Source organism: Chryseobacterium sp. HNCC26DJ241, assembly GCF_057180505.1.
In genome coordinates this window covers 25,132-44,934 of the sequence record NZ_JBXUGL010000011.1, presented here as the reverse complement: position 1 = coordinate 44,934, position 19,803 = coordinate 25,132, and the positions used below count along the sequence as shown (strand labels likewise).

Sequence of the window (19,803 nt, the reverse complement as noted above, 5' to 3'; positions counted from 1 at the left end):
AACTACCCCAATGCTTCTTTATAGATTTTCAAGGCTCTTTCCCTTGCTGCTTTATGATCTACAATAGGGAATATAAAATAATCTTCAGGAAGCCATTTCTTAATGTATTTCAGGTCTTTGTCAAATTTTTTGGTTTGTTCCTCAGGATTGAATATCCTGAAATAAGGAGCTGCATCGCAACCACATCCTGCTGCCCATTGCCAGTTTCCGTTGTTTGCCGAAAGGTCGTAGTCTAGAAGTTTTTCAGCAAAATAGGCTTCTCCCCATCGCCAATCAATAAGCAAATGTTTGGTTAAAAAACTCGCAACAATCATCCTTACTCTATTATGCATGAATCCTGTTTGGTTGAGCTGTCGCATCCCTGCATCTACAATTGGATAACCGGTATTTCCTTCGCACCAAAGCCTAAATTCTTCTTCATTGTTCCTCCATGCAATATTTTCATATTTTTTCTTAAAGCAATGGTTCTCCACATATGGAAAATGAAACAGAATTTGCATGAAAAATTCTCTCCAGATGAGTTCATTAAGCCATGTTTCATTATGATTGACTGCAAATTCCACGCATTTACGGATCGAAATAGTGCCAAAACGAAGAGCAATCCCCAATTGTGTGGTATTTTCTAATGCAGGATAATCTCGGTATTTATCATAGGAATTGATAATTTTTTTATTCAGAGATGGTTTCGTAAAATGAATATCAGTTTTTCTAAAGCCAATGTTTTCAAGATCAATTATATTTTCAGGATTATCAGAATTAATTAAATTTGAGAGATCGGGTACAAAACATTGAGTTTTTATTTTATTAAAATTTTCTTTCCATCTTTTAGAATAAGGGGTGAAAACCGTATAAGGAGAATAATCTTCTTTCAGTACTTCATGCTCTTCAAAAATGACCTGATCTTTATAGCTTGAAAATTTAATATTTCTGCTCTCAATAAATTCTGCAATATTTTTATCTCTTTCTATCGCTTTGGGTTCATAGTCTTTATTACAAAAAACAGTATCAACATCAAATTCTTTCAATAAGGATTCAAATATCTCCTGTGGATTTCCGTAAAAGGTTTTCAGGAAACTGTTTTGCTTTTTTAATTCTTCATTAATTTCGCTTAAAGCCTGATGAATATAATCTACTCTCCGGTCTGATTTATTAGTGAGTTTATCCAGAATTTCCGTATCAAAAATAAAAATAGGAAGAACCGGAAATTCGGATTGCAAAGCATGATATAATCCTGTATTGTCCTCAAGTCTCAAATCCCTTCGGAACCAAAAAACATTAATTTTCTTCTTCATTTTTTTTGAATTTTTGAAATAAGTAAATATTCCATAGTATTAATTCGTAGCCAAAAGCAGCATCTTCCAGCGGAATAGTAAGTATCCGCATTCCCATAAACGTTCCGGGAGTATAATTTACAATCGGGGATTCTAAACCTGTTCCTGTCAGAATTCCGTTTACGATCAGAAAAAAAGGCATCAAAATAGCATAAATCACAGACGCTTTACCCAACCATGCTTCTTTTAAAATAAACTGTAAAATAAACATACTTATCGCAACGGATAGAAAGGTAACAAACGTATAAATACGATCATTGAAGTAAAAAGCAATAGTTAATGCTACAAGAATGCTTATGATAACAAATATTTTCTGCGGAAGAGGTTTCCAATCGAGACGGAAAAACGAATCTATACAGAAATAGGTAAACATACATGAAAAAGGAATGCAGAAAAAGAACATTATTTCTTCTAATGGAAGTTCAAAAAAGCGTATTCCTAAAATATAACGGTCATTGAACCACCAAACACCAGTCTTCGTAAACCAAATATCCCAAACTATAAAGACAATAGCAACCAAAAAAGAGGATACAAAAAACGCCTTGAAATGTTTGCTGAATTTTATTTTAGGATGAAATGAAAAAAGGAAACAGACAATTACCGTAAAAAAATTAATCAAAAGATAAGTATATTGATGCATTATTCTTACGATTTATCTTTACTGAAATACATTTTAAAATATTTAATAGGAACCCATAAAAAACCGAAGCATTCGCCTTTTTCTTTCCCTGTATGTTTATGATGCTGTTTGTGGGCTCTTCTTATGGCAAGTAAATAAGGATTTTCTGTATTTCTCAAAATTTTTATCCTTTGATGGATAAAGATGTCGTGTACAAAAAAATACGCCATTCCGTATAAGGTAATCCCAATCGCTATATAAAACCAAAAATTGAAATTTTGAACCGTTCCATAGTACATCAGCGCAATAGTAGGAACAGCAAAAATTGCAAAGAAATAGTCGTTTCTTTCCATATTTCCTACATTGCTGTGGTCGTGATGATCTTTGTGAAGAATCCACAAAAAACCGTGCATCACATATTTATGAATCAACCATGTGATGCCTTCCATCGTGAAAAATGTTATTATGACAATAAGAAAATTCATGGAGTGTTATTAAAGAGATTTTCTAATATTTTATATCTGTAACTGAAAATAGAATCCAGTTTTTTCTTAACGAAAATACGATGCGCCGCTTCTCCTAAAAAACCTAATGGCAACTCATAATCTATGGTGTCTTTCATCAATATTCCTTTTTCGTTTGGAATAAATTCATGAAAATGATTCCACAGTTTATAAGGACCTTTTTTCTGAAAATCTGTAAAACTTTTCTGAAAAGAAACCTGAGTGATTTCAGTTTGCCAATCCAGTTTTATTCCCAAAACAGGAGATACATGATAATCAATAATCATCCCTTCGTAAATGGCTTTTTCGCCAGTATTGGTGAGAACAACAAATCCCATATCTTCCGGTGTAATTTTAGAAAGATTGTGAGGCGATGAAAAAAAATTCCATGCTGTTTCGATATTACAATTTAATTGCTGCGTTCTTTTGAGACGATGGATCATTTCAAATAGTTTTGCTGATTAATTGAAGTAACGTTTTAGAAGATACAGTATGGATATTATTTTTTATGAATGCTTTATCTTCATCTATATTTTTTTTATAGCCCAAAAAACCTGGACAATTTTTCTGTACAGAAAAACGGATAAATCTAATTTCAATATTATTTGGGTAAGAATGAATTGCTTTTTCAATATTTTCTTTTCCTCTATTGAATGTTTTCAATTTTGAAATCGGATTTAATGTATGTTTTGCCCAAATGGTTTGGTAAGCACCCAAATATGCTAAAGCGATCCCAGTCTGATCATTTTTGCTCAGTTCATCAATGATTTCCTTGCAGATTTTCTTATCTTCAGTTGCCTTTTCATAGCTGTTTCTCATTTTATCCATAGTATGAGATTGTGCATATAAATGGGTAAAGAAAGTTACACTAAAAAAATGAATAAGGATAAATTTAATCATAAGATTGCCATTTTATATTGTATATAGCTGCTCATCATAAGCGATATTTTTCTCCCGTTGGAAATTCTTATCCGTTGATTGATAATTTTATGGGCAGAAGTGCTTTTTATTTTTCTAAAAAGAGAAATGTAATAGCGATAGGCAAGATATACCCCAAATCTGGAAGAAGCAGGCAGTTTTTTTATTCCTTGCAACGCTTCTTTAAATTCTTTCTCAATTTCCTTTTCTATGTTAGCTTTTACAGTATTGTCAAAGTAAGAAATGTCTACATTCGGAAAATAGGTTCTTCCCAGAATATGGTAATCGTCTTTCATATCCCTTAGAAAATTTACTTTTTGAAAAGCAGAACCCAGTTTCATGGCATAAGGTTTTAGTCTTTCATATTCTTGCTTGTTGCCTTCCACAAATATTTGCAGGCACATAAGACCTACTACTTCCGCAGAACCCAAAATATATTCTTTATACAGTTCCGAATTATAATCTATTTTATGAAGATCCATTTCCATGCTTTTCAGAAAACGTAGAATAAGTTCTTCATCTACCTGATAACGGTTTATGGTTTCCTGAAAAGAATTTAGAATGGGATTTAGAGAAATTCTATCTTCCAATGCCTGAAATGTTTCTTCTTTAAAACGGGAAAGCAGATTTTCTTTATTATAACCTTGAAAGCTATCTACGATTTCGTCTGCAAGACGCACATAACCATAAATGGCATAAATAGGATTTCTTATTTTAGGCGAAAGCGCCATGATGCCCAAAGAAAAACTTGTGCTGTACTTTTTTGTGGTTTCTTTGCTTATCTTGTAAGAAAGTTCGTCGAATAACTTTTTCATACTTATAAATTTATTTAATTGCTTCCCGCGCCGCGATTTTACCTGAAATAATAGAGGGAGGCACACCCGGACCGGGAACGGTGAGCTGCCCTGTATAGAAAAGATTTTTTATTTTTTTATTTCTTAAAGAAGGCTTTAACACGGCAGTTTGGGATAATGTATTTGCCAAACCGTATGCATTTCCTTCGTAAGCATTGTAATCTTTTTTAAAATCTTGTATACAATAACTTTTTTTGTATTCTATTTTATTTGAAATGTTATTTGTTCCGGTATGCTTTTCAAGCCTTGAAATCATTTCATTAAAATATTTTTCCCTCATTTCTTCCGTGTCTTCTATTCCTGTGGCAATTGGCATCAGCAGAAAAACGTTTTCGCAATTTTTCGGAGCTACGCTTTCATCGGTTTTGGAAGGACAACAAGCATAAAACAAAGGTTGAGTAGGCCATTTTTTAGTTTTATATATTTCTTCGGTATGAAGATCCAGATCGTGTTCAAAAAAAAGCGTGTGATGTTTCAGGTTGGGAATTTTTTCGTTTAATCCCAAATAGAAAATAAGGCATGAAGGCGCAAAAATACGTTTCTGCCAATAGTCTTCTGTATAATTTCTGTATTCTTTAGGAAGTAGTACATTCTCCGTATGATGATAATCTGATGAGGCAATTACGGTATCAAATTCAAATTCTTCTCCATTAATAACAAGCGAAGAGGCTTTGCCATTTTTCACATGTATTTTTTCAATATTTTTGTTAAAATAAAAATATGCTCCCTGTTCTAAGGCAACTTCCATCATGGCATCTATTATTTTTGAAAAGCCACCCATAGGATAAAATGTTCCCAATTTATATCCCCCATAATTCATGAGGCTGTACAACGCCGGAATATCTTTTGGAGCAGCACCAAGAAATATCACAGGAAATTCCATAATCATAATCAGTTTGGGATGCTTGAAATATTTTCTTACAAAACGTTGAAAATTGGAAAGAAGATCCAGTTTCAAAGCACTTTTGGCAATTTTTGGAGATACAAATTCCATCCACGAATGGCAAGGTTTGTTCACAAAATCTTTCATTCCCACTTCATATTTGTATTGTGCATCTTCCATGAATTCATCCAGTTTTTTTCCTGCCCCTTTTTCTGTTGTTTCAAAAAGGTTTTTCATGGCTTCATAATTTTGGGGCATACTCATCGTGCCATCCGAAAAAACCATTTCAAACTGAGGATCAAGCGAAACCAATTGATAAAAGTCCGATGATTTTTTTCCGAAATCATTGAAAAAAGATTCTATAATATCCGGCATCCAGTACCAGCTTGGTCCCATATCAAATGTATAGCCGTTATCTGTAATGAATTTTCTCGCTCTTCCACCTGCGTGTTCATTTTTTTCAAAAACATGAACTTCATGCCCTTCTTTGGAAGCGTAAGCTGCGGCAGACAAACCTGAAAATCCGGAACCTATAATGGCTATTTTCTTTTTCATGAAGCGTTAGTTTTTTGTAAATGAATATTCTTGAAAAACAGTATCTATAAGGTTTTTCGGCTCTATGTTCCGGGAATAAATCGGGTAATGGAATTTTTCTAATTTTTCTAACAGACGAATTAGATGCATTTTTTCAGTATAATTAAGATTACCGGAAATAATCTCTGTAGCAGCACGTATTTTTTTCATTTGCTTTTCCAGAGCGGCTTTTCCTTTTTTAGTGATTTTTACTACTTTGGTTCTTTTATCTGCTTCAGAACCTGTTTGTTCTACCCATCCGTTATTGATAAGCCTGTTGATGATAAGTATACCTACAGGTTTTTCATGAATATTTTTTCTGATGAGTTCTGTTTTGGTCATGGCTCCAAAAGAATTAAGATTGATCAGATAAATAAAATCTTCCTGAGTAGCAAAATCAGAATCTGCTATAGCTGATTTGGAATACGTTTTTGCATACCTGTTAAGGTGTACCAATAAAGTACTAATAACACTTTCTGGACTTCTTCCATTTTCTTTTCCTTCCCAGTAAGGTTCTTCAATAGTATTACTATTTTGAGATTCTTTATCAAAAATCCAAGATTTGAAACCATTAATATCCATAGGATAGATGTTGCTTTTATTTTCAGTTTCAAACTGTTCAAGCAATTTTATGACATCATTTATAATAGAGAAATGCATAGTATATATTTATATGTAAATATACTAAAATATTTTTATTTTGTTTATTTATGTATTAAATAAATTTTTATGCCTTAATTGTAATATTTATCTATAGTTATTGATCTTGAGTCTATCTATTTTTAAATGGAATATATTTTGTGAGTTTTGCTATTGCGTTTTGTAAAGATTTACAAGAATAGAATACTTTTATGTTATAATTAATGCTTTGGACTTTGTAACGTTATGCATATCAAAATTAAATTTTTCGTAATATTCCAAATATGATCATTATTTTCGTTTTATGAAAATTCTTTACGCCATCCAAGGAACAGGAAACGGACATGTAAGTAGAGCTCGGGAAATTATCCCTTATCTAAAAAAATATGGAGAGCTTGATTTGTTAATTAGCGGAACACAAGCAGAAGTAAATCTTGATGAAGAAGTGAAATTTCGCTTTAAAGGTTTCGGATTTGTATTTGGAGAAAAAGGTGGAGTAGACATAAAAAAGACATGGAAAGAATTTGATATAAAGCAATTTATTACAGATTGCAAAAGCCTTCCCGTTGAAAATTATGATGTTATTATCAATGATTTTGAACCAGTAACAGCATGGTCTTGTAAATATAAAAATGTAAAAAACATTTCCTTGAGTCATCAGTCTGCCTTTCTTTCTTCTAAAACTCCACAATTCAAAGGATTTCATTGGGGAAAACTGATTATGAACCATTATGCTCCTACTACTTCACAGATTGCATTTCATTTTGATCGATATGATAATTTTATCCATACTCCTGTAATTCGTTCCGAAATACGAAATCTTAATCCTGAAAATTTTGGACATTATACCGTTTATTTACCGGCATATTCAGATGAATTTATTTTGAATCAGGTGAAAAATTTTCCTGAGATAAAATGGGAAATTTTCTCTAAACATTCAAAAATTTATTATCAGAGAAATAATGCGGAAGTTTTTCCGATCAATAATGAAAAATTTCAAAAATCTTTGGAAAAATGTTGTGGCTTTCTCACAGGTGGAGGTTTTGAAGGGCCTGCTGAAGCATTGTTCCTGCAAAAGAAATTATTAAGTGTTCCCATGAAAAACCAATATGAGCAACAATGCAATGCATTAGCTTTAGAAAAAATGGGAGTTCCGGTTATTTGGAAAGAATCCGAATTTCTGGAAAAACTTATAATTTGGGTCAATTCAGAAAATTATATAAAAGTAGATTTTCCGGATGAAACTGCAGAGATTATTAAAATGATTATGGATGGTTCAAAACCGTAACTGTAATCAGAGAATAGAGCGTAAAGAAAAGTTTTTCTTATTTCATTTCTAAAATTTTGCAAATGGAAAAATTAGACTAGTGAATGATTTATATTTTCTTAGGTTTTCTCCAGATAAAGCCATCCAATAAATAATGAGTAAGTTGCGGAACAACCAAAAAAGGGATCAAAAACCGGTAAAACGAATCAGGAATTTGTATTGAACTAATGGCGAAATGTTCTTTCCAAACCAAAATTTCCCAAACTATTTCTTCAAAAAAAGCAAATCCTAAAATGATAAAAACAAAAAGCAAAACACCAAAAGAGGTTTTGAAAACAGAAAGTCTTTTCAGTTCTGAAGGATTTTTTTGTTCAATTTCTTTAATGTAAATCAAAGCAATGTAAGGAATTCCATGAGAAATCACGTTCAAAAGTGTAAAGATTAAATCATTGTTGAAATAGACAATTCCGAAATACCAAGAAAGATACGTTCCTGCAATTAAAAGATTTTTTGGGACATTCAATTCTTTTTTAGCAATGTATAGATAAATGGTTTTTGTCGTCCATATTGCGATTAATATAAAATATAAAACCGTGACGAAAGGTAAAAATTTCTGCAAATTTTCCATCCACTGGAATTCGTTTTTTACAAACCAATTAAAATTTCGTGGTGTGGAAAACCAATAAAACATGGGATAAATTGTTGCGGAATAAATAGCAAGAGTATCTATTTTTTTTGAAAATCCTGAAGATTCAAAACGGGCATAAAGCCGCATAAAACCATACTGTTGCCTCACAAAATGAAAAACCGCCACCAAAGCTAATGCAGACCAAAAAAATAAATCTCCAAATTGATAAAAAATTAATCCTAAAATCAAACTGATTACGGGAATTCCGAGATATAGTAATTTTCTTTTCTGAAATTCTTCCTTTACAAAATACGTTTTAAATAATGTAGAATATACATGAGCAACATCCACAAAAACAATCAAAATAAGCCAAGTGTAAAAGGAAAAATCGGACTCCAATTCTGCTAATGGCCTCTGGAATAAAAATACCAACAATAAAACTAAAAACGGCGGAGATAGAATAAATCCGATGTCGGTTTTTGCATTATGTATCCAAGGTTGTTTCATGTCGTCATTTCTTTAGCTGCACGAATTCCCTGATGGAAAGCCTCTTCAAATATAGAAATCCCCGATAAATCCGAATGTGCAAAGAAAATTTTTCCATGAATATTTTCTCTTGCTTTCCGGGTTTCTTCCCCGAAAATTTGGTTCGGAACAGGAGAGATCATTGCGTGTCCTATTTTATGAAAATCCATTTCTACAATAAAATTTTCAATTTGAGGATGTGCTTTTTGCAGATCATGCAAAACCATTTTTTTTAAATCGTCTTCCGTATAGCTGAAAAGTTTCTTCCGTGCATTTGCACAATTTCCTGTTGAAAAACTTTTGTAATATGTAATTACTTTTTCGCCTTTATTTTGTGATAAATTCTGATGCTGATTGTAGATGTATCCTAAACCATCCGTTCCGTAGATCACGTTATCCCAAGCTAATTCTTCTTCACCACCAAATTCATTTTTCAAAGTAAGAGTTGCGAGCAACCACGGAACATACTGGAAGGATTTTATCGTTCTGTCCTTCAAAATAAAATTATTCACAAATTGTGGAGTGGCCAACAATACTTTTTCAGAAATTATTTTTTTTGACTTTTTTGAAATGTTATCAAAGAGGATAGTTTCCACTTTATTTTCACGAATACTGATGTCATAAACAAGATGATTCTTCAAAGTCCTGTTTTCCGAATATTGCGAAAGATGTTTTGCTAATCTTGCATTTCCTTCCGGCCAAGTAAAAACTTGCTCTTTTCGGTGGATTGCCCAATTGTTTTTTCTTCCCGCAAAATAGTGGATTCCTGCCCATGCAGAAACGTATTGTATTCCTAAACCATAGTCGTCTCTGCAAGAATAATCCAAAAACCAAAGCAATTCTTCTGATGAAAATCCATGATTGGAAAGCCATTTTTCAAATGTAAAAGAATCAAGTTTTTTTGCTTCTTTTTCATTACTGGAATTATGAATCGGAATATCAAACCAATAGTTTCCGGTTGCATCTTTTTTGGTTCTGAAATCATTCATCAAACTAAAAAAACGCTGAATTTCTTTTTTTGTTTCATGAGAAATTGCTTTTTGAGGAACTAAATCACTTTGCCATGAATTTTTGTAAAACAAACGTTCATCTTGCGGAAATACCAATTGCTCATCGTCTAAAATCGGGTTTCCGCTTTCATCATCGCCCAGATACATTCCGGATTCTTTGAGAAACCGAATTATTTCCGAATCTTCTTTATTGGGAAGCGGAAGATAATGAGCTCCTAAAGGAAATTTTGAAAATTGGTTTTGTCCGCCGGAAGAATTGCCACCAAGATGGTTTTCCATATCGCAGATAAGAAAATCCTTTTCATCGTTTTGAAAAAAATAGCGAGCGGCAGAAAGTCCGGAAATTCCTGCTCCTACAATACAATATTTTACAGAGATTTCTTCCGAAGGTTTAGGAAAATCTTTTGCCCAAAGACGATGTCCCAATACATTATTGGTTCCGGTGATTTTCAGAAGCAAAGTTTTTGTTTTTTTTGCACAATATTGAAAGAACGGAAGAAAAATTCCGGCCAGAAAGATCGTTTTCAGAAATTCTTTTCTACTGAACTTTTCCCCACTCTTCATCGAAATATCGTACCAAAATTTGATTGTCCAATCGGTTGGTTTCTACATTTTTTTCAATCATATCTTTGCTGAAATAAGCCATTTGCGAAAATCGGTAATCGTAGAATTTCAGGTTTTTCAAAGGATGATTTACTTTTTTATTCAACGGAGAATCCGAAACCAGACAAAATCCCCATTCTCCAAAAGACGGAACATACGTATGATATGCCGCTACATTTCGGAAAACCTGAGCAATGGTTTTTTGGATGCACCAGAAAGATTTCGGGGCAAAATAAGGAGAAGTGGTCTGAACGGCTATAAAAGTTTCCGGTGAAGTTATTTTTTTTAATTCCCTATAAAATTGCAGCGAGTAAAGTTTTCCCAAGCTGTAATTGGAAGGATCGGGAAAATCAATAATAATGACATCAAATTTTTCGGCACTGTTTTTTACCCAAACGTATGCATCCTGATTGATGATTTTCAATTTCGGACTGTTCAGGGAATTTCCGTTGAGCGCCTTCATGGTTTCGTTTTTTTTGAAAAAAGCTGTCATTTGTCCATCCAAATCCACCAATGTAATATTCTTCACTTCGGGATATTTTAAAAATTCTCGTGCTGCAAAACCGTCACCTCCTCCTAAGATCAAAACATTTGAAATATTTTTTGCCATTGATGTTGCAGGATGTACCAGAGCTTCATGATAACGGTATTCATCCGCAGATGAAAACTGGAGGTTATTATTGAGGTATAATCGGAAATCTTTATTATTTCTGGTAAGTACAATTCTTTGATAGGGAGAAGAATTGGCATAGATAATATTTTCTCCGTAAAGTTTTTCTTCCGAAAAAGCGAGAATTTTATCAGCAAAGATAAATAACAACAATAGTGCAATAAATGCGGCAATGGATTTGAATTTCAGTTGAAATTTTTTCCGGATATGTTCACTGAGATAAAAGCTCAAAAATATAGCAATGAAAATATTGATAAGTCCGAAAAACAAGGGCGTTCTTACAATTCCGAGATTCGGAATCAGCACTAAGGGAAAAAGAATGGAAGCCAATAATGCACCAATATAATCAAAAGCAAAAACATTGGAAACCAAATCTTTGAAAGCAACTCTGTCTTTCAGAATATTCATTAACAACGGAATTTCCAAACCTACAAAGCAGCCTGTGAAAAAAACAAAAAGATAGAGTAGCCATTCAAAATGTTCGGAGGTATTGAAAGTCCAGAAAAGAACAACGGAACTGATTCCACCAATAACGCCCACCAAAATTTCTATTTCGATAAAAGTATCTACTAAATTTTTGGTAATGAATTTTGCTAAATAAGAGCCAACTCCCATCGAAAAAAGATAAACCCCGATTACGAATGAAAACTGCTTTACGGAATCGCCCAAAAGATAACTTGCCAATGCACCGGCTACAAGCTCATAAACCAAACCGCACGTTGCAATGACAAAAACCGAAAATAGCAGTAATAATTCGAATGGAATTTTTCTTTTATCCATGAATGGCAGCACTGATAATAATAGAAATTCCTATAATAAAAGCTCCGAAAATAATTGCTAAAGCGGTATTGTTATTCTTAGATATTTCGTGCCATGTTTTTTCTGGCGTTATTCGCTCGATAATAAGATAGCAGATCAATAAAATCGCTATTCCCAAAAAAGAATAAAACACTGAATTGATGATCGGTAAAAAATTAATATCTCCCATAATTGATCTTTTTTATTTATGATAAAATCTGTAATATGAATGTCCGTGAGTTCTGGTTCCGGTTCCGTCTTGGTATTTTTCTGTTTTTGCACAATCGCAGAACTGGTTTCCGGAGTAGGTAAGATATACAAACCATCCCACGAAAAATATCCCGATCATGAACAGTAGCCAATTGCTTTTAATATAATGAGTTATTTTATCCATTTTTTAGTTGGTGTCATAAGGTGAATTTGAACTATTGCTCCACTTGCTTCTATCAAAATAATATTTTCCAAAATAGATGATGCCATACAAAACCAGTAATATCACTAAGATGATCCCAAAATTCCAAAAAGAAACTGGCAGCCATTTTGCGCGGATTCCAATACTTGGATTGTTGTCTGTACTTTCTATAACAGGCTGAACATAAGAAGAATTCAAATTGCTATTTTGCAGATTTTGTGAATTATTTGGAATAGCAGAATCTATAAATTGTTGTCTATTAGCAGAATCTCTGCGGAAATGCTCAATATTATCGTATGTAGTAATTTTGCCACTGCTTTTTTCCAAAACATCTATCAATCCGTTGGTTTTTTTGGTCACGATATGGGTTCCATTATCATAAACAGAAACTGTTTCAGAAGATGCTGTCGAAATTTGTTGAGCAATTCCCAGTTCTTTTTCGGCGGAGATCAAGAAATGGTATTTTCCGGGAGCAATACCACAGAAATTAAAATTTTTTGTTTGAGCTCCTTCAGACCAACTTTCGCCATCTTCATAGCCGTGATAATATTCTACATCTTGAGAAGTGTAAATAATTTCATTGGTATTTTCGTTCACAAGACTCAGTTCTGCATTTGCCCAAGAATTGTCTACGGCAGCATTCAAAGTAACTTCCAAAGGAGCAGAACCACCTTGCAATTCAAAACTTTTACTCACAAATTCTTTATCTTTCACATTCTGAAACTGGATGGTTTCATTAAAAATAGTAGAATTTGCCCTTGTAGAATAGACATATAACTGGAAAAGGCAAATAGCAATCGCCGTAATTCCAAAAATATTAGCTGCCTGTCTTACATTTACATAATAAGGCTGAACAATTCCGATTCCGAAATAATCGGGCATATAAAAAGGCTGAAAATTTTTCTTGATGACGCTTTTTGGGATATGCTTTCCCCAGAAAAACTGTTTTTTGCTGCCGCTTTCCTCCCAAGAAACCATTTCGGTTCCGTTTACAAATTCTTTGTAATTAGAAAGTTTGAAATCAATAGTATCTTCAAAAAATCCTGCAACGGAGTGAATATGGCAAGGTGTAGATTCGTACCAACGGTATTTTTTCCCTTTAAATTCCGAATAATATTTGAATTCTTCAAAAGGCTTTTCTTGCGGAAGAAGAAAAACCCAATGTCCGTCACTTTCGCTCAGATAAGCATTGTTCCCATTTTTATCTTTGAGATAATATTCTCTCCAAAAAATAGACGCTCCGTATTTCCGAACGACAACTCCGGTCACAAAATATTCCGTACCATCAATAATCCCTTTTTTCGTAGTATCTAAAACAACATTGGCAGTAGGTTTTTTCACTACTTTTTTTGAAGAATTTGTTTTTACATCAATAAGATTATTGCATGAAAAGCAAACATATTCTTCTACATGAAAATCGAGTTCATGGCTGTTTTCTTTTTTACAAACAGGGCAAATATATTTATTCATCATCTGTAGATTTTATCCTGTTGCAAAATTTCTCCGTTGAAATACTCAATAATTGTATCGGCAATTTTTTCCACTTTTTCTGTATTGTCATGGATATAGTTGCAAAGAAAAATATCAAAATTAAGTTGCTGAAATTCCGGCCAAGTATGAATGCAAAGATGGGACTCTTTCAGACAAATAGCAGCCGTAAAACTTCCATTCTCAAATATATGCTTTGTAATTCCGACAATTTCCGCATCATTTTCTTTTAAAATTTTCTGTGAAAAATTCAAAAATTGGTCACATTCAACCAGCAAATCTTCCGATTTTGTTTTTAATGTCAGAAGTATATGCAATCCCTTATTGTAGGTAGATTTCAAAAATAAATTTTTAGTTGGAAATCATTAAATTTTCGGTAAAAAAACTTCGGCAAGCATACATCTTGCACTTCCGCCTCCGTTTATTTCAATAGTAGTAAGATCCGAATACAGAATTTCGGAATACTTTTCGATTTTTTGGATTTGTTCTGAAGTGAGAGATTGATATGCAGTTTGGCTCATCACCAAGAATTTTTTGCCCTCATTATTGTGCACCTGAAGCATATTTCCGGCAAAATTCTGAAGCTGCTCTTCCGTAATTTCTATAATTTCCTTATTGGTAGATTTTATTACTTCCTGAACTTTTTCACGCTCCAGTTCGTCATCAATAGAATCAAGACAAATTACTACAAATGTATCGGCAACACACATCATTACATTGGTGTGATAAATAGGAAGGCGTTCAGTTCCGGCAGTCTGAAAAGAATGAAAAACTACAGGTTCATATCCGATTTTTTTACAAAATTCTCTGAAAAGACCTTCATCCAAACGTAATGAAACCGATCCGTAAGCAATTTTATAATCATGGTCGAAAATCATACTTCCTGTTCCTTCAAGAAAAAGATTTTTATTTTCGTAATCGGATAGATCATCAATTTCCTTGATGTCAAACCCTTTATTTTTTACGGCATCCAAAATTTCAGAGCGTCTTTCATCACGCCTATTTGGAGCAAACATAGGATAGAGGAAAACGTTTCCGTCGCTTCCGAAACTTACCCAATTATTGGGAAAAATAGAATCCGGAGTGTGAGGTTCCAACGTATCTTTTATGGTAATCACATTGATACCTTTGCTTTTCAGTTTTTCAACAAAATTTTGGAATTCTTCCAAAGCTTTTTCCTGAGTTTGATTGTTTTCAGAATTTACCTGAAAATAATTGTTTTCGGCAGTCTGCGCATTATATCCGAATGCGACAGGTTCAATCATCAGTACAGTATCGGTGGTTTGCATAAAAGATTTTGAATTTTTACAAAAATAAAAAGAAATTCAGTTCCACACACGAAGAACTGAATTTCATTTATAAAAAAATATTGTTTTTAATCTTGAGCTCCGAAAACTTTTTTCAGAAGGGAAGTGGTACGAAGAGCAGGAGTATTACGAATTCCGCTTTCTTTTTGAGCAACCATTTTGAAAATACCGTTTATTGCTTCATTGGTCACATATTCATTAATGTCAGTAGTAACAGCTTGCCCTGAAATCAGATTGTATTTGGAGATAATTTGTTTCCATGCAACATCTGCACCTACTTTTCCCAACGAAGTTTTTACTTTTGGTTGAAAAGCAGTAAATAGTTGAGCTTGAGTTTTGCGTTGTAAATAAATGGTGGCAGCATTATCATTTCCTAGTAAAATATTTTTTGCGTCAGTGATGGTCATTGATGTAATGGCGTTTGCAAAAATAGGAGCAGCTTCTGTAACAGCATCTTCCGCAGCACGATTCAGTAGAAGTATACCTTTATCAGCTAAATTTCCTAAACCAATTGCTCTTAATTTGGTGTCAATTGTTTTTAGTTTTTCGGGAAGTAAAATCTTTACAAGTTCATTTTTATAAAATCCGTCCTGAACAGCCAATTTTTTTACACCTTCCTGAACACCGAGATTCAAGGCTTCTTTTAGACCTGAAGAAATTTGAGTGGAGGTGAGACTTCCGAGATTTATATTGGTTGAGTTGGAAGTTGTAGAAGAACTTGTCCCAGAAGAAGTATCTTTTTTGATGGTTTTATCTATATCAACACCAGTCTGATTTTTAACGGTAGATTTTATGATATCCAAAATTTGTGCTTGTGTAGAAATTGAAAAGAATAATCCAGCCGCAATAAAGTAAGTCTTTTTCATTGATTTGAAATTTCAGATTAGATTTTTCAAAATTATAAAAGTTAAATAAACTTTTTTATCATTCTAAATTTTTTATTTTTTAGATAAGCTGTTAAAAATTATTTTTTGAGAATCAAATTATTAGTCTTTCCATCTCAATTTTCTAATTTTGCAAAATAAATTGGTAAGATGAAAATAACACTCAACAGAATCAATGATGATTTCCTTTTTGAATGCAGCAACGAGCAGGGAAATACAATTCTTTTAGATAATACTACTTTGCCCGGAGCAAAAGGTGTTTCACCAATGCAGTCTGTTTTAATGGCAGTTGCCGGTTGTAGTGGAATAGATGTGGTTTCGATTTTGAAAAAACAGCGTCAGGAAATTACAAAATTTTCTGCCGAAGTGGAAGGTGAAAGAGTTCAAATAGATGAAGCGAAACCTTTCAAAAAAATTCTGACGAAATTTATTCTCGAAGGAAACATTGATCCCAAAAAAGCATTGAAAGCTGCACAACTTTCATTTGAAAAATATTGCTCTGTTTCCAAAACTTTGGAACCAAATGTAGAAATAGGTTATGAAGTTTTTGTAAACGGGCAACAAGTTAGAGAGTAGAGAATTTAGAGTTTTTGTTCGAGCGGCTTGAATGAAGTCCATTTTTCAGCATTGTTAATCATTGAGACCAACATTCCTAAAATTTGGTTATATGCTGCATTATATTCATCAAAACACTCTTTTGAAATATAATTGCAGGCAAAAGAAAACTCCAGCCAAGTTTGAGTTTCTCTTGCTTCGCCTTCTGCATCCGTTAATTTAGCAATAAATGATTTTAAGTATCTTCTCTTTCCCCAAGCTTCACTGATATTTGCTGAAACTGAACGGGAAGAACGCAGAATTTGATCGGTTAATGAATATTTTTCTTCCTTTGGAAAGGATTGAGAAAGACAATATATTTTCATAGCAGTTTGAAAAGATTTTTGGTAAACATTCAGTTCTGTATGAAGTTTTATAATTGCCATTTTAAATTTTTGATAATATCCTATTTTTTCTCTCAAATTCTACCATTCTCCAACTCTCCAGTCTTACGTTCTCGGCTGTATCAGTTTTGCCACAGTTGCAGTCCATCCACTTTGATGACTGGCTCCAACTCCACGACCATTATCTCCGTGAAAATATTCATAAAACATGATATAATCTTTAAAGAAAGGATCTTGATTAAATTTCTCAATTCCACCATTGAAAGCACGGTTTCCGTTTTCGTCTTTCAGAAAAATATTTTGGAGTCTTTTACTCAGGTTTTCTGCAACTTCGTCTAAAGACGTTTCTTCTCCACTTCCTACAGGAAATTCTACAGTCAGACTTTCACCGTAATAAAAATGAAAACGCTGCAAACTTTCTACAATTAAGAAATTAATTGGAAACCAAATCGGACCTCTCCAATTGGAGTTTCCGCCAAACATTCGGCTATCACTTTCTGCAGGTGTATAATGTACCACATATTCATTTCCATGTGCTGAAAAAATAAAAGGATTTTTTTCATAAACTTTAGACATTGCCCGAATTCCGTATTGACTTAAAAATTCGTTTTCGTCCAGCATTCTGTTGAGAACTTTTTTAAGACGTGTTTTGCGAAGAATACTCATCAGATGCTTTTTGCCTTGTCCTTCTACTTCCCAATGAGAAACCAAATTGGCCAATTCCTTTTTATTTTTTAGAATCCAATCCATTCTTTCACGGAATTTAGGCATTTTTTCGAGCATATCGTGATCTATTACTTCCACTGCAAAAAGAGGTATTAATCCAACAATGCTTCGTAGTCTCAGAGAAATACTTTCCCCATTTTGTAATTGTAATACATCATAGAAAAATCCATCTTCTTCATTCCAGAGACCTTGTTTTTCGTTTCCAAGATTTTCCATGGCTTCTGCAATGTAAAGATAATGTTCAAAAAATTTGATGGCCATATCTTCGTACACAATATTGTATTGGGCAAGTTCCATCGCTATTCTCATCATATTGAGCGCATACATTGCCATCCAGCTTGTTCCATCGGCTTGTTCCAGATGTTCTCCGCTTTTCATCTGCATATTTCGGTCAAAAGCACCGATATTGTCAAGACCTAAAAATCCACCACCAAAAAGATTGTTTCCTTTTTTATCTTTTCTGTTTACCCACCAAGTGAAATTCAGCAATAATTTTTGGAAGACCTTTTCCAGAAATGGTAAATCCGGTTTTCCGTATATTTTTTCATCAATTTTAAAAACCCTGAAACAAGACCATGCATGAACAGGCGGATTCACATCACTAAGATCCCATTCATAAGCGGGAAGTTGTCCATTTGGATGCATATACCATTCTTTTGTAAGAAGGAGAAGCTGATCTTTTGCAAATTGTGAATCTATCAAAGCAAACGGAACACAATGGAAAGCAAGATCCCAAGTTGCATACCACGGATATTCCCATTTATCCGGCATGGAGATAATATCTTTATTGTGAAGATGATCCCAATCCTTATTTCTCACATGATGATTAAAATTTCTTGGTGCTTCAAAATTTGGATCGCCTTTCAGCCATTTTCCAACATTGTAATGATAGAATTGTTTATTCCATAAAAGTCCTGCGAATGCTTGTCTTTGCACATTTCTTTCATCTTCATTCGTTACATCCTTTTGTACAATTGCATAGAATTCATCGGCTTGTTTTTTTCGTATTTCAAAAATTTCATCAAAATCGTAAAAAGCATCTTCCATAGAATGCGGACTCAGTCTGAAGTCAAATGTTTTGCTTTGTCCGGCTTCTATCTCTTCATTGATAAGAAAACACGCTTTAGTTCCGAATTTTTTAGGATTTACAGAATCTCGCCCGTTTACAACATAATTATTGATTCCATCTTTGAAAAAACCATACGTTTTTGGAGCTCCGTATAATTTTCGTGTATTGGTCTCATTTTCACAAAAAAGACTTTCTGCATTTTTTTTTCGGGAATAGAATTTTTTAATGGGAATACTATCGTGCTCAATATCTATAATTCCGTCTGATCCTGCCTTTAGGTTTGGTTTGTATTCGTTATATCCCCATTTCCAATTATTTCTGTACCAGACAGTTGGTAAAATTACAAGTGGCGCATTTTTATCACTTCTGTTATGCGCTATAACTCTTATAAAAATATCATCAGGATCTACTTTGCAGTATTCTATGAAAATATCAAAATATTCATCATTATCAAAAATTCCGGTATCTATTAGTTCATATTCCGGCTCTTTTTTACTTCTTCGGGAGTTTTCGACAATTAATTGTTCATAAGGAAATTCATTGATTGGATATTTGTATACCATTTTCATGTAGCTATGAGAAGGCGTATTATCCAAATAATAAAAAATTTCTTTAATGTCTTCACCATGATTCCCTTGATAATTGCTCAATCCGAAAAAACGTTCTTTTATCCGTTTATCTTTTTTGTTCCAAAATGAAAGAGCAAAGCAAAGCAGTTGTTTAGTATCGGAAATTCCGGCAATTCCTTCTTCTGCCCATCTGTATGCATAGCTTTCAGCCATATCATGTCCGGTATATTCCCATGCATTTCCATTTGGGCTATAATCTTCACGTACATTTCCCCATTGTCTGTTGCTTACATAAGGTCCCCAATTTTTCCAACTATCTTCTTTCAATCTTTTTAGTTCATCACTCATATAAATTTCTTTTCACTGCAAAATTATGAAATAAAAAAATTTCTGAATGTTAAAATTATATCCTACATTTGCAGTCAGATTTGTTCTTTTACATATTGAAAATGTTATCAAGAAAGGTGGAGAGATTAGACTCTATGAAACCTTGGCAACCCTTCGGGAACGAAGAAGGTGCTAAATTCTACTCTTTTAGAGAAAGATAACAGGCAATTTTTCTACATTCTTAGTAGCATTTTCAATTATA

The 19,803-nt window shown here is 33.3% G+C and carries 21 protein-coding genes and 1 riboswitch; of the genes, 2 read left to right on the top strand and 19 right to left on the bottom strand.

What is annotated here, in order from left to right:
- Positions 1-2: 2 nt before the first annotated feature.
- From AC2A1C_RS07465 to AC2A1C_RS07430, 8 genes are read right to left on the bottom strand one after another with little or no spacing between them, the layout of a single operon-like run.
- Entirely contained in the window at positions 3-1,292 is a 1,290-nt protein-coding gene (locus tag AC2A1C_RS07465) for a cryptochrome/photolyase family protein (RefSeq protein WP_484024886.1), read from the bottom strand.
- Positions 1,276-1,971: a lycopene cyclase domain-containing protein gene (locus AC2A1C_RS07460; protein WP_484024885.1), complete on the bottom strand. Its 696-nt coding sequence runs from the start codon at positions 1,969-1,971 to the stop codon at positions 1,276-1,278. The genes AC2A1C_RS07465 and AC2A1C_RS07460 overlap by 17 nt, the downstream gene beginning before the upstream one ends.
- A gap of 5 nt (positions 1,972-1,976) precedes the next feature.
- On the bottom strand, positions 1,977-2,435 hold the full coding sequence (locus tag AC2A1C_RS07455; RefSeq protein ID WP_484024883.1) for a sterol desaturase family protein: 459 nt from the start codon (positions 2,433-2,435) through the stop codon (positions 1,977-1,979).
- The gene (locus AC2A1C_RS07450; protein ID WP_484024881.1) at positions 2,432-2,896 is read right to left on the bottom strand and encodes an SRPBCC family protein; all 465 of its coding nucleotides are present in this window, start codon (positions 2,894-2,896) and stop codon (positions 2,432-2,434) included. Before AC2A1C_RS07450 ends, AC2A1C_RS07455 begins: the two co-directional genes overlap by 4 nt.
- 1 nt (position 2,897) lies before the next feature.
- Positions 2,898-3,353 carry a hypothetical protein gene (locus tag AC2A1C_RS07445; RefSeq protein WP_484024879.1) on the bottom strand — a complete coding sequence of 152 codons (456 nt, stop codon included), beginning with the start codon at positions 3,351-3,353 and terminating at the stop codon, positions 2,898-2,900.
- Complete coding sequence (locus tag AC2A1C_RS07440; protein WP_484024877.1) at positions 3,350-4,186, bottom strand: phytoene/squalene synthase family protein; 837 nt, start codon at positions 4,184-4,186, stop codon at positions 3,350-3,352. The genes AC2A1C_RS07445 and AC2A1C_RS07440 overlap by 4 nt, the downstream gene beginning before the upstream one ends.
- Before the next feature lie 10 nt (positions 4,187-4,196).
- Positions 4,197-5,663 (bottom strand): phytoene desaturase family protein, encoded by a 1,467-nt coding sequence (locus AC2A1C_RS07435; RefSeq protein WP_484024875.1) that lies wholly within the window; start codon positions 5,661-5,663, stop codon positions 4,197-4,199.
- A 6-nt stretch (positions 5,664-5,669) separates the two neighbouring features.
- Positions 5,670-6,341, bottom strand: a complete 672-nt coding sequence (locus AC2A1C_RS07430; protein ID WP_484024874.1) for a MarR family winged helix-turn-helix transcriptional regulator — start codon at positions 6,339-6,341, stop codon at positions 5,670-5,672.
- A 283-nt stretch (positions 6,342-6,624) separates the two neighbouring features.
- Between AC2A1C_RS07430 and AC2A1C_RS07425 the strand changes: the two genes are divergently transcribed.
- Positions 6,625-7,608 carry a glycosyltransferase family protein gene (locus AC2A1C_RS07425; RefSeq protein WP_484024872.1) on the top strand — a complete coding sequence of 328 codons (984 nt, stop codon included), beginning with the start codon at positions 6,625-6,627 and terminating at the stop codon, positions 7,606-7,608.
- 88 nt (positions 7,609-7,696) lie between these two features.
- Here AC2A1C_RS07425 and AC2A1C_RS07420 read toward each other — a convergent pair whose 3' ends face one another.
- The 9 genes from AC2A1C_RS07420 to AC2A1C_RS07380 form a co-directional block, all read right to left on the bottom strand.
- On the bottom strand, positions 7,697-8,722 hold the full coding sequence (locus AC2A1C_RS07420) for a hypothetical protein (RefSeq protein ID WP_484024870.1): 1,026 nt from the start codon (positions 8,720-8,722) through the stop codon (positions 7,697-7,699).
- Complete coding sequence (locus tag AC2A1C_RS07415) at positions 8,719-10,314, bottom strand: NAD(P)/FAD-dependent oxidoreductase (protein WP_484024868.1); 1,596 nt, start codon at positions 10,312-10,314, stop codon at positions 8,719-8,721. The genes AC2A1C_RS07420 and AC2A1C_RS07415 overlap by 4 nt, the downstream gene beginning before the upstream one ends.
- Positions 10,289-11,803 (bottom strand): polyamine aminopropyltransferase, encoded by a 1,515-nt coding sequence (locus AC2A1C_RS07410; RefSeq protein ID WP_484024866.1) that lies wholly within the window; start codon positions 11,801-11,803, stop codon positions 10,289-10,291. The genes AC2A1C_RS07415 and AC2A1C_RS07410 overlap by 26 nt, the downstream gene beginning before the upstream one ends.
- Positions 11,796-12,011 (bottom strand): DUF350 domain-containing protein, encoded by a 216-nt coding sequence (locus AC2A1C_RS07405; protein WP_484024864.1) that lies wholly within the window; start codon positions 12,009-12,011, stop codon positions 11,796-11,798. The genes AC2A1C_RS07410 and AC2A1C_RS07405 overlap by 8 nt, the downstream gene beginning before the upstream one ends.
- 12 nt (positions 12,012-12,023) lie before the next feature.
- On the bottom strand, positions 12,024-12,215 hold the full coding sequence (locus tag AC2A1C_RS07400) for a hypothetical protein (RefSeq protein WP_484024863.1): 192 nt from the start codon (positions 12,213-12,215) through the stop codon (positions 12,024-12,026).
- 3 nt (positions 12,216-12,218) lie between these two features.
- The gene (locus AC2A1C_RS07395) at positions 12,219-13,703 is read right to left on the bottom strand and encodes a DUF4178 domain-containing protein (protein WP_484024862.1); all 1,485 of its coding nucleotides are present in this window, start codon (positions 13,701-13,703) and stop codon (positions 12,219-12,221) included.
- Positions 13,703-14,062: an S-adenosylmethionine decarboxylase family protein gene (locus AC2A1C_RS07390; RefSeq protein ID WP_484024860.1), complete on the bottom strand. Its 360-nt coding sequence runs from the start codon at positions 14,060-14,062 to the stop codon at positions 13,703-13,705. The genes AC2A1C_RS07395 and AC2A1C_RS07390 overlap by 1 nt, the downstream gene beginning before the upstream one ends.
- Before the next feature lie 24 nt (positions 14,063-14,086).
- A complete protein-coding gene (ctlX, locus tag AC2A1C_RS07385; RefSeq protein WP_484024858.1) occupies positions 14,087-15,010 on the bottom strand; it encodes a citrulline utilization hydrolase CtlX in 924 nt (307 codons plus the stop codon).
- A gap of 86 nt (positions 15,011-15,096) precedes the next feature.
- Positions 15,097-15,894 carry a DUF4197 domain-containing protein gene (locus AC2A1C_RS07380; RefSeq protein ID WP_484024856.1) on the bottom strand — a complete coding sequence of 266 codons (798 nt, stop codon included), beginning with the start codon at positions 15,892-15,894 and terminating at the stop codon, positions 15,097-15,099.
- A gap of 168 nt (positions 15,895-16,062) precedes the next feature.
- Here AC2A1C_RS07380 and AC2A1C_RS07375 point away from each other — a divergent pair, with 168 nt between their 5' ends.
- Positions 16,063-16,488, top strand: coding sequence for an OsmC family protein (locus AC2A1C_RS07375; RefSeq protein WP_484024854.1), 426 nt, complete (start codon positions 16,063-16,065; stop codon positions 16,486-16,488).
- Positions 16,489-16,493: 5 nt separating this feature from the next.
- Here AC2A1C_RS07375 and AC2A1C_RS07370 read toward each other — a convergent pair whose 3' ends face one another.
- Together AC2A1C_RS07370 and AC2A1C_RS07365 are read right to left on the bottom strand one after the other, a co-directional pair.
- The gene (locus AC2A1C_RS07370) at positions 16,494-16,892 is read right to left on the bottom strand and encodes a four helix bundle protein (RefSeq protein ID WP_484024852.1); all 399 of its coding nucleotides are present in this window, start codon (positions 16,890-16,892) and stop codon (positions 16,494-16,496) included.
- 63 nt (positions 16,893-16,955) lie between these two features.
- Positions 16,956-19,562 (bottom strand): MGH1-like glycoside hydrolase domain-containing protein, encoded by a 2,607-nt coding sequence (locus AC2A1C_RS07365; protein WP_484024850.1) that lies wholly within the window; start codon positions 19,560-19,562, stop codon positions 16,956-16,958.
- A 101-nt stretch (positions 19,563-19,663) separates the two neighbouring features.
- Positions 19,664-19,765: riboswitch (SAM riboswitch) on the top strand.
- Positions 19,766-19,803 lie beyond the last annotated feature (38 nt).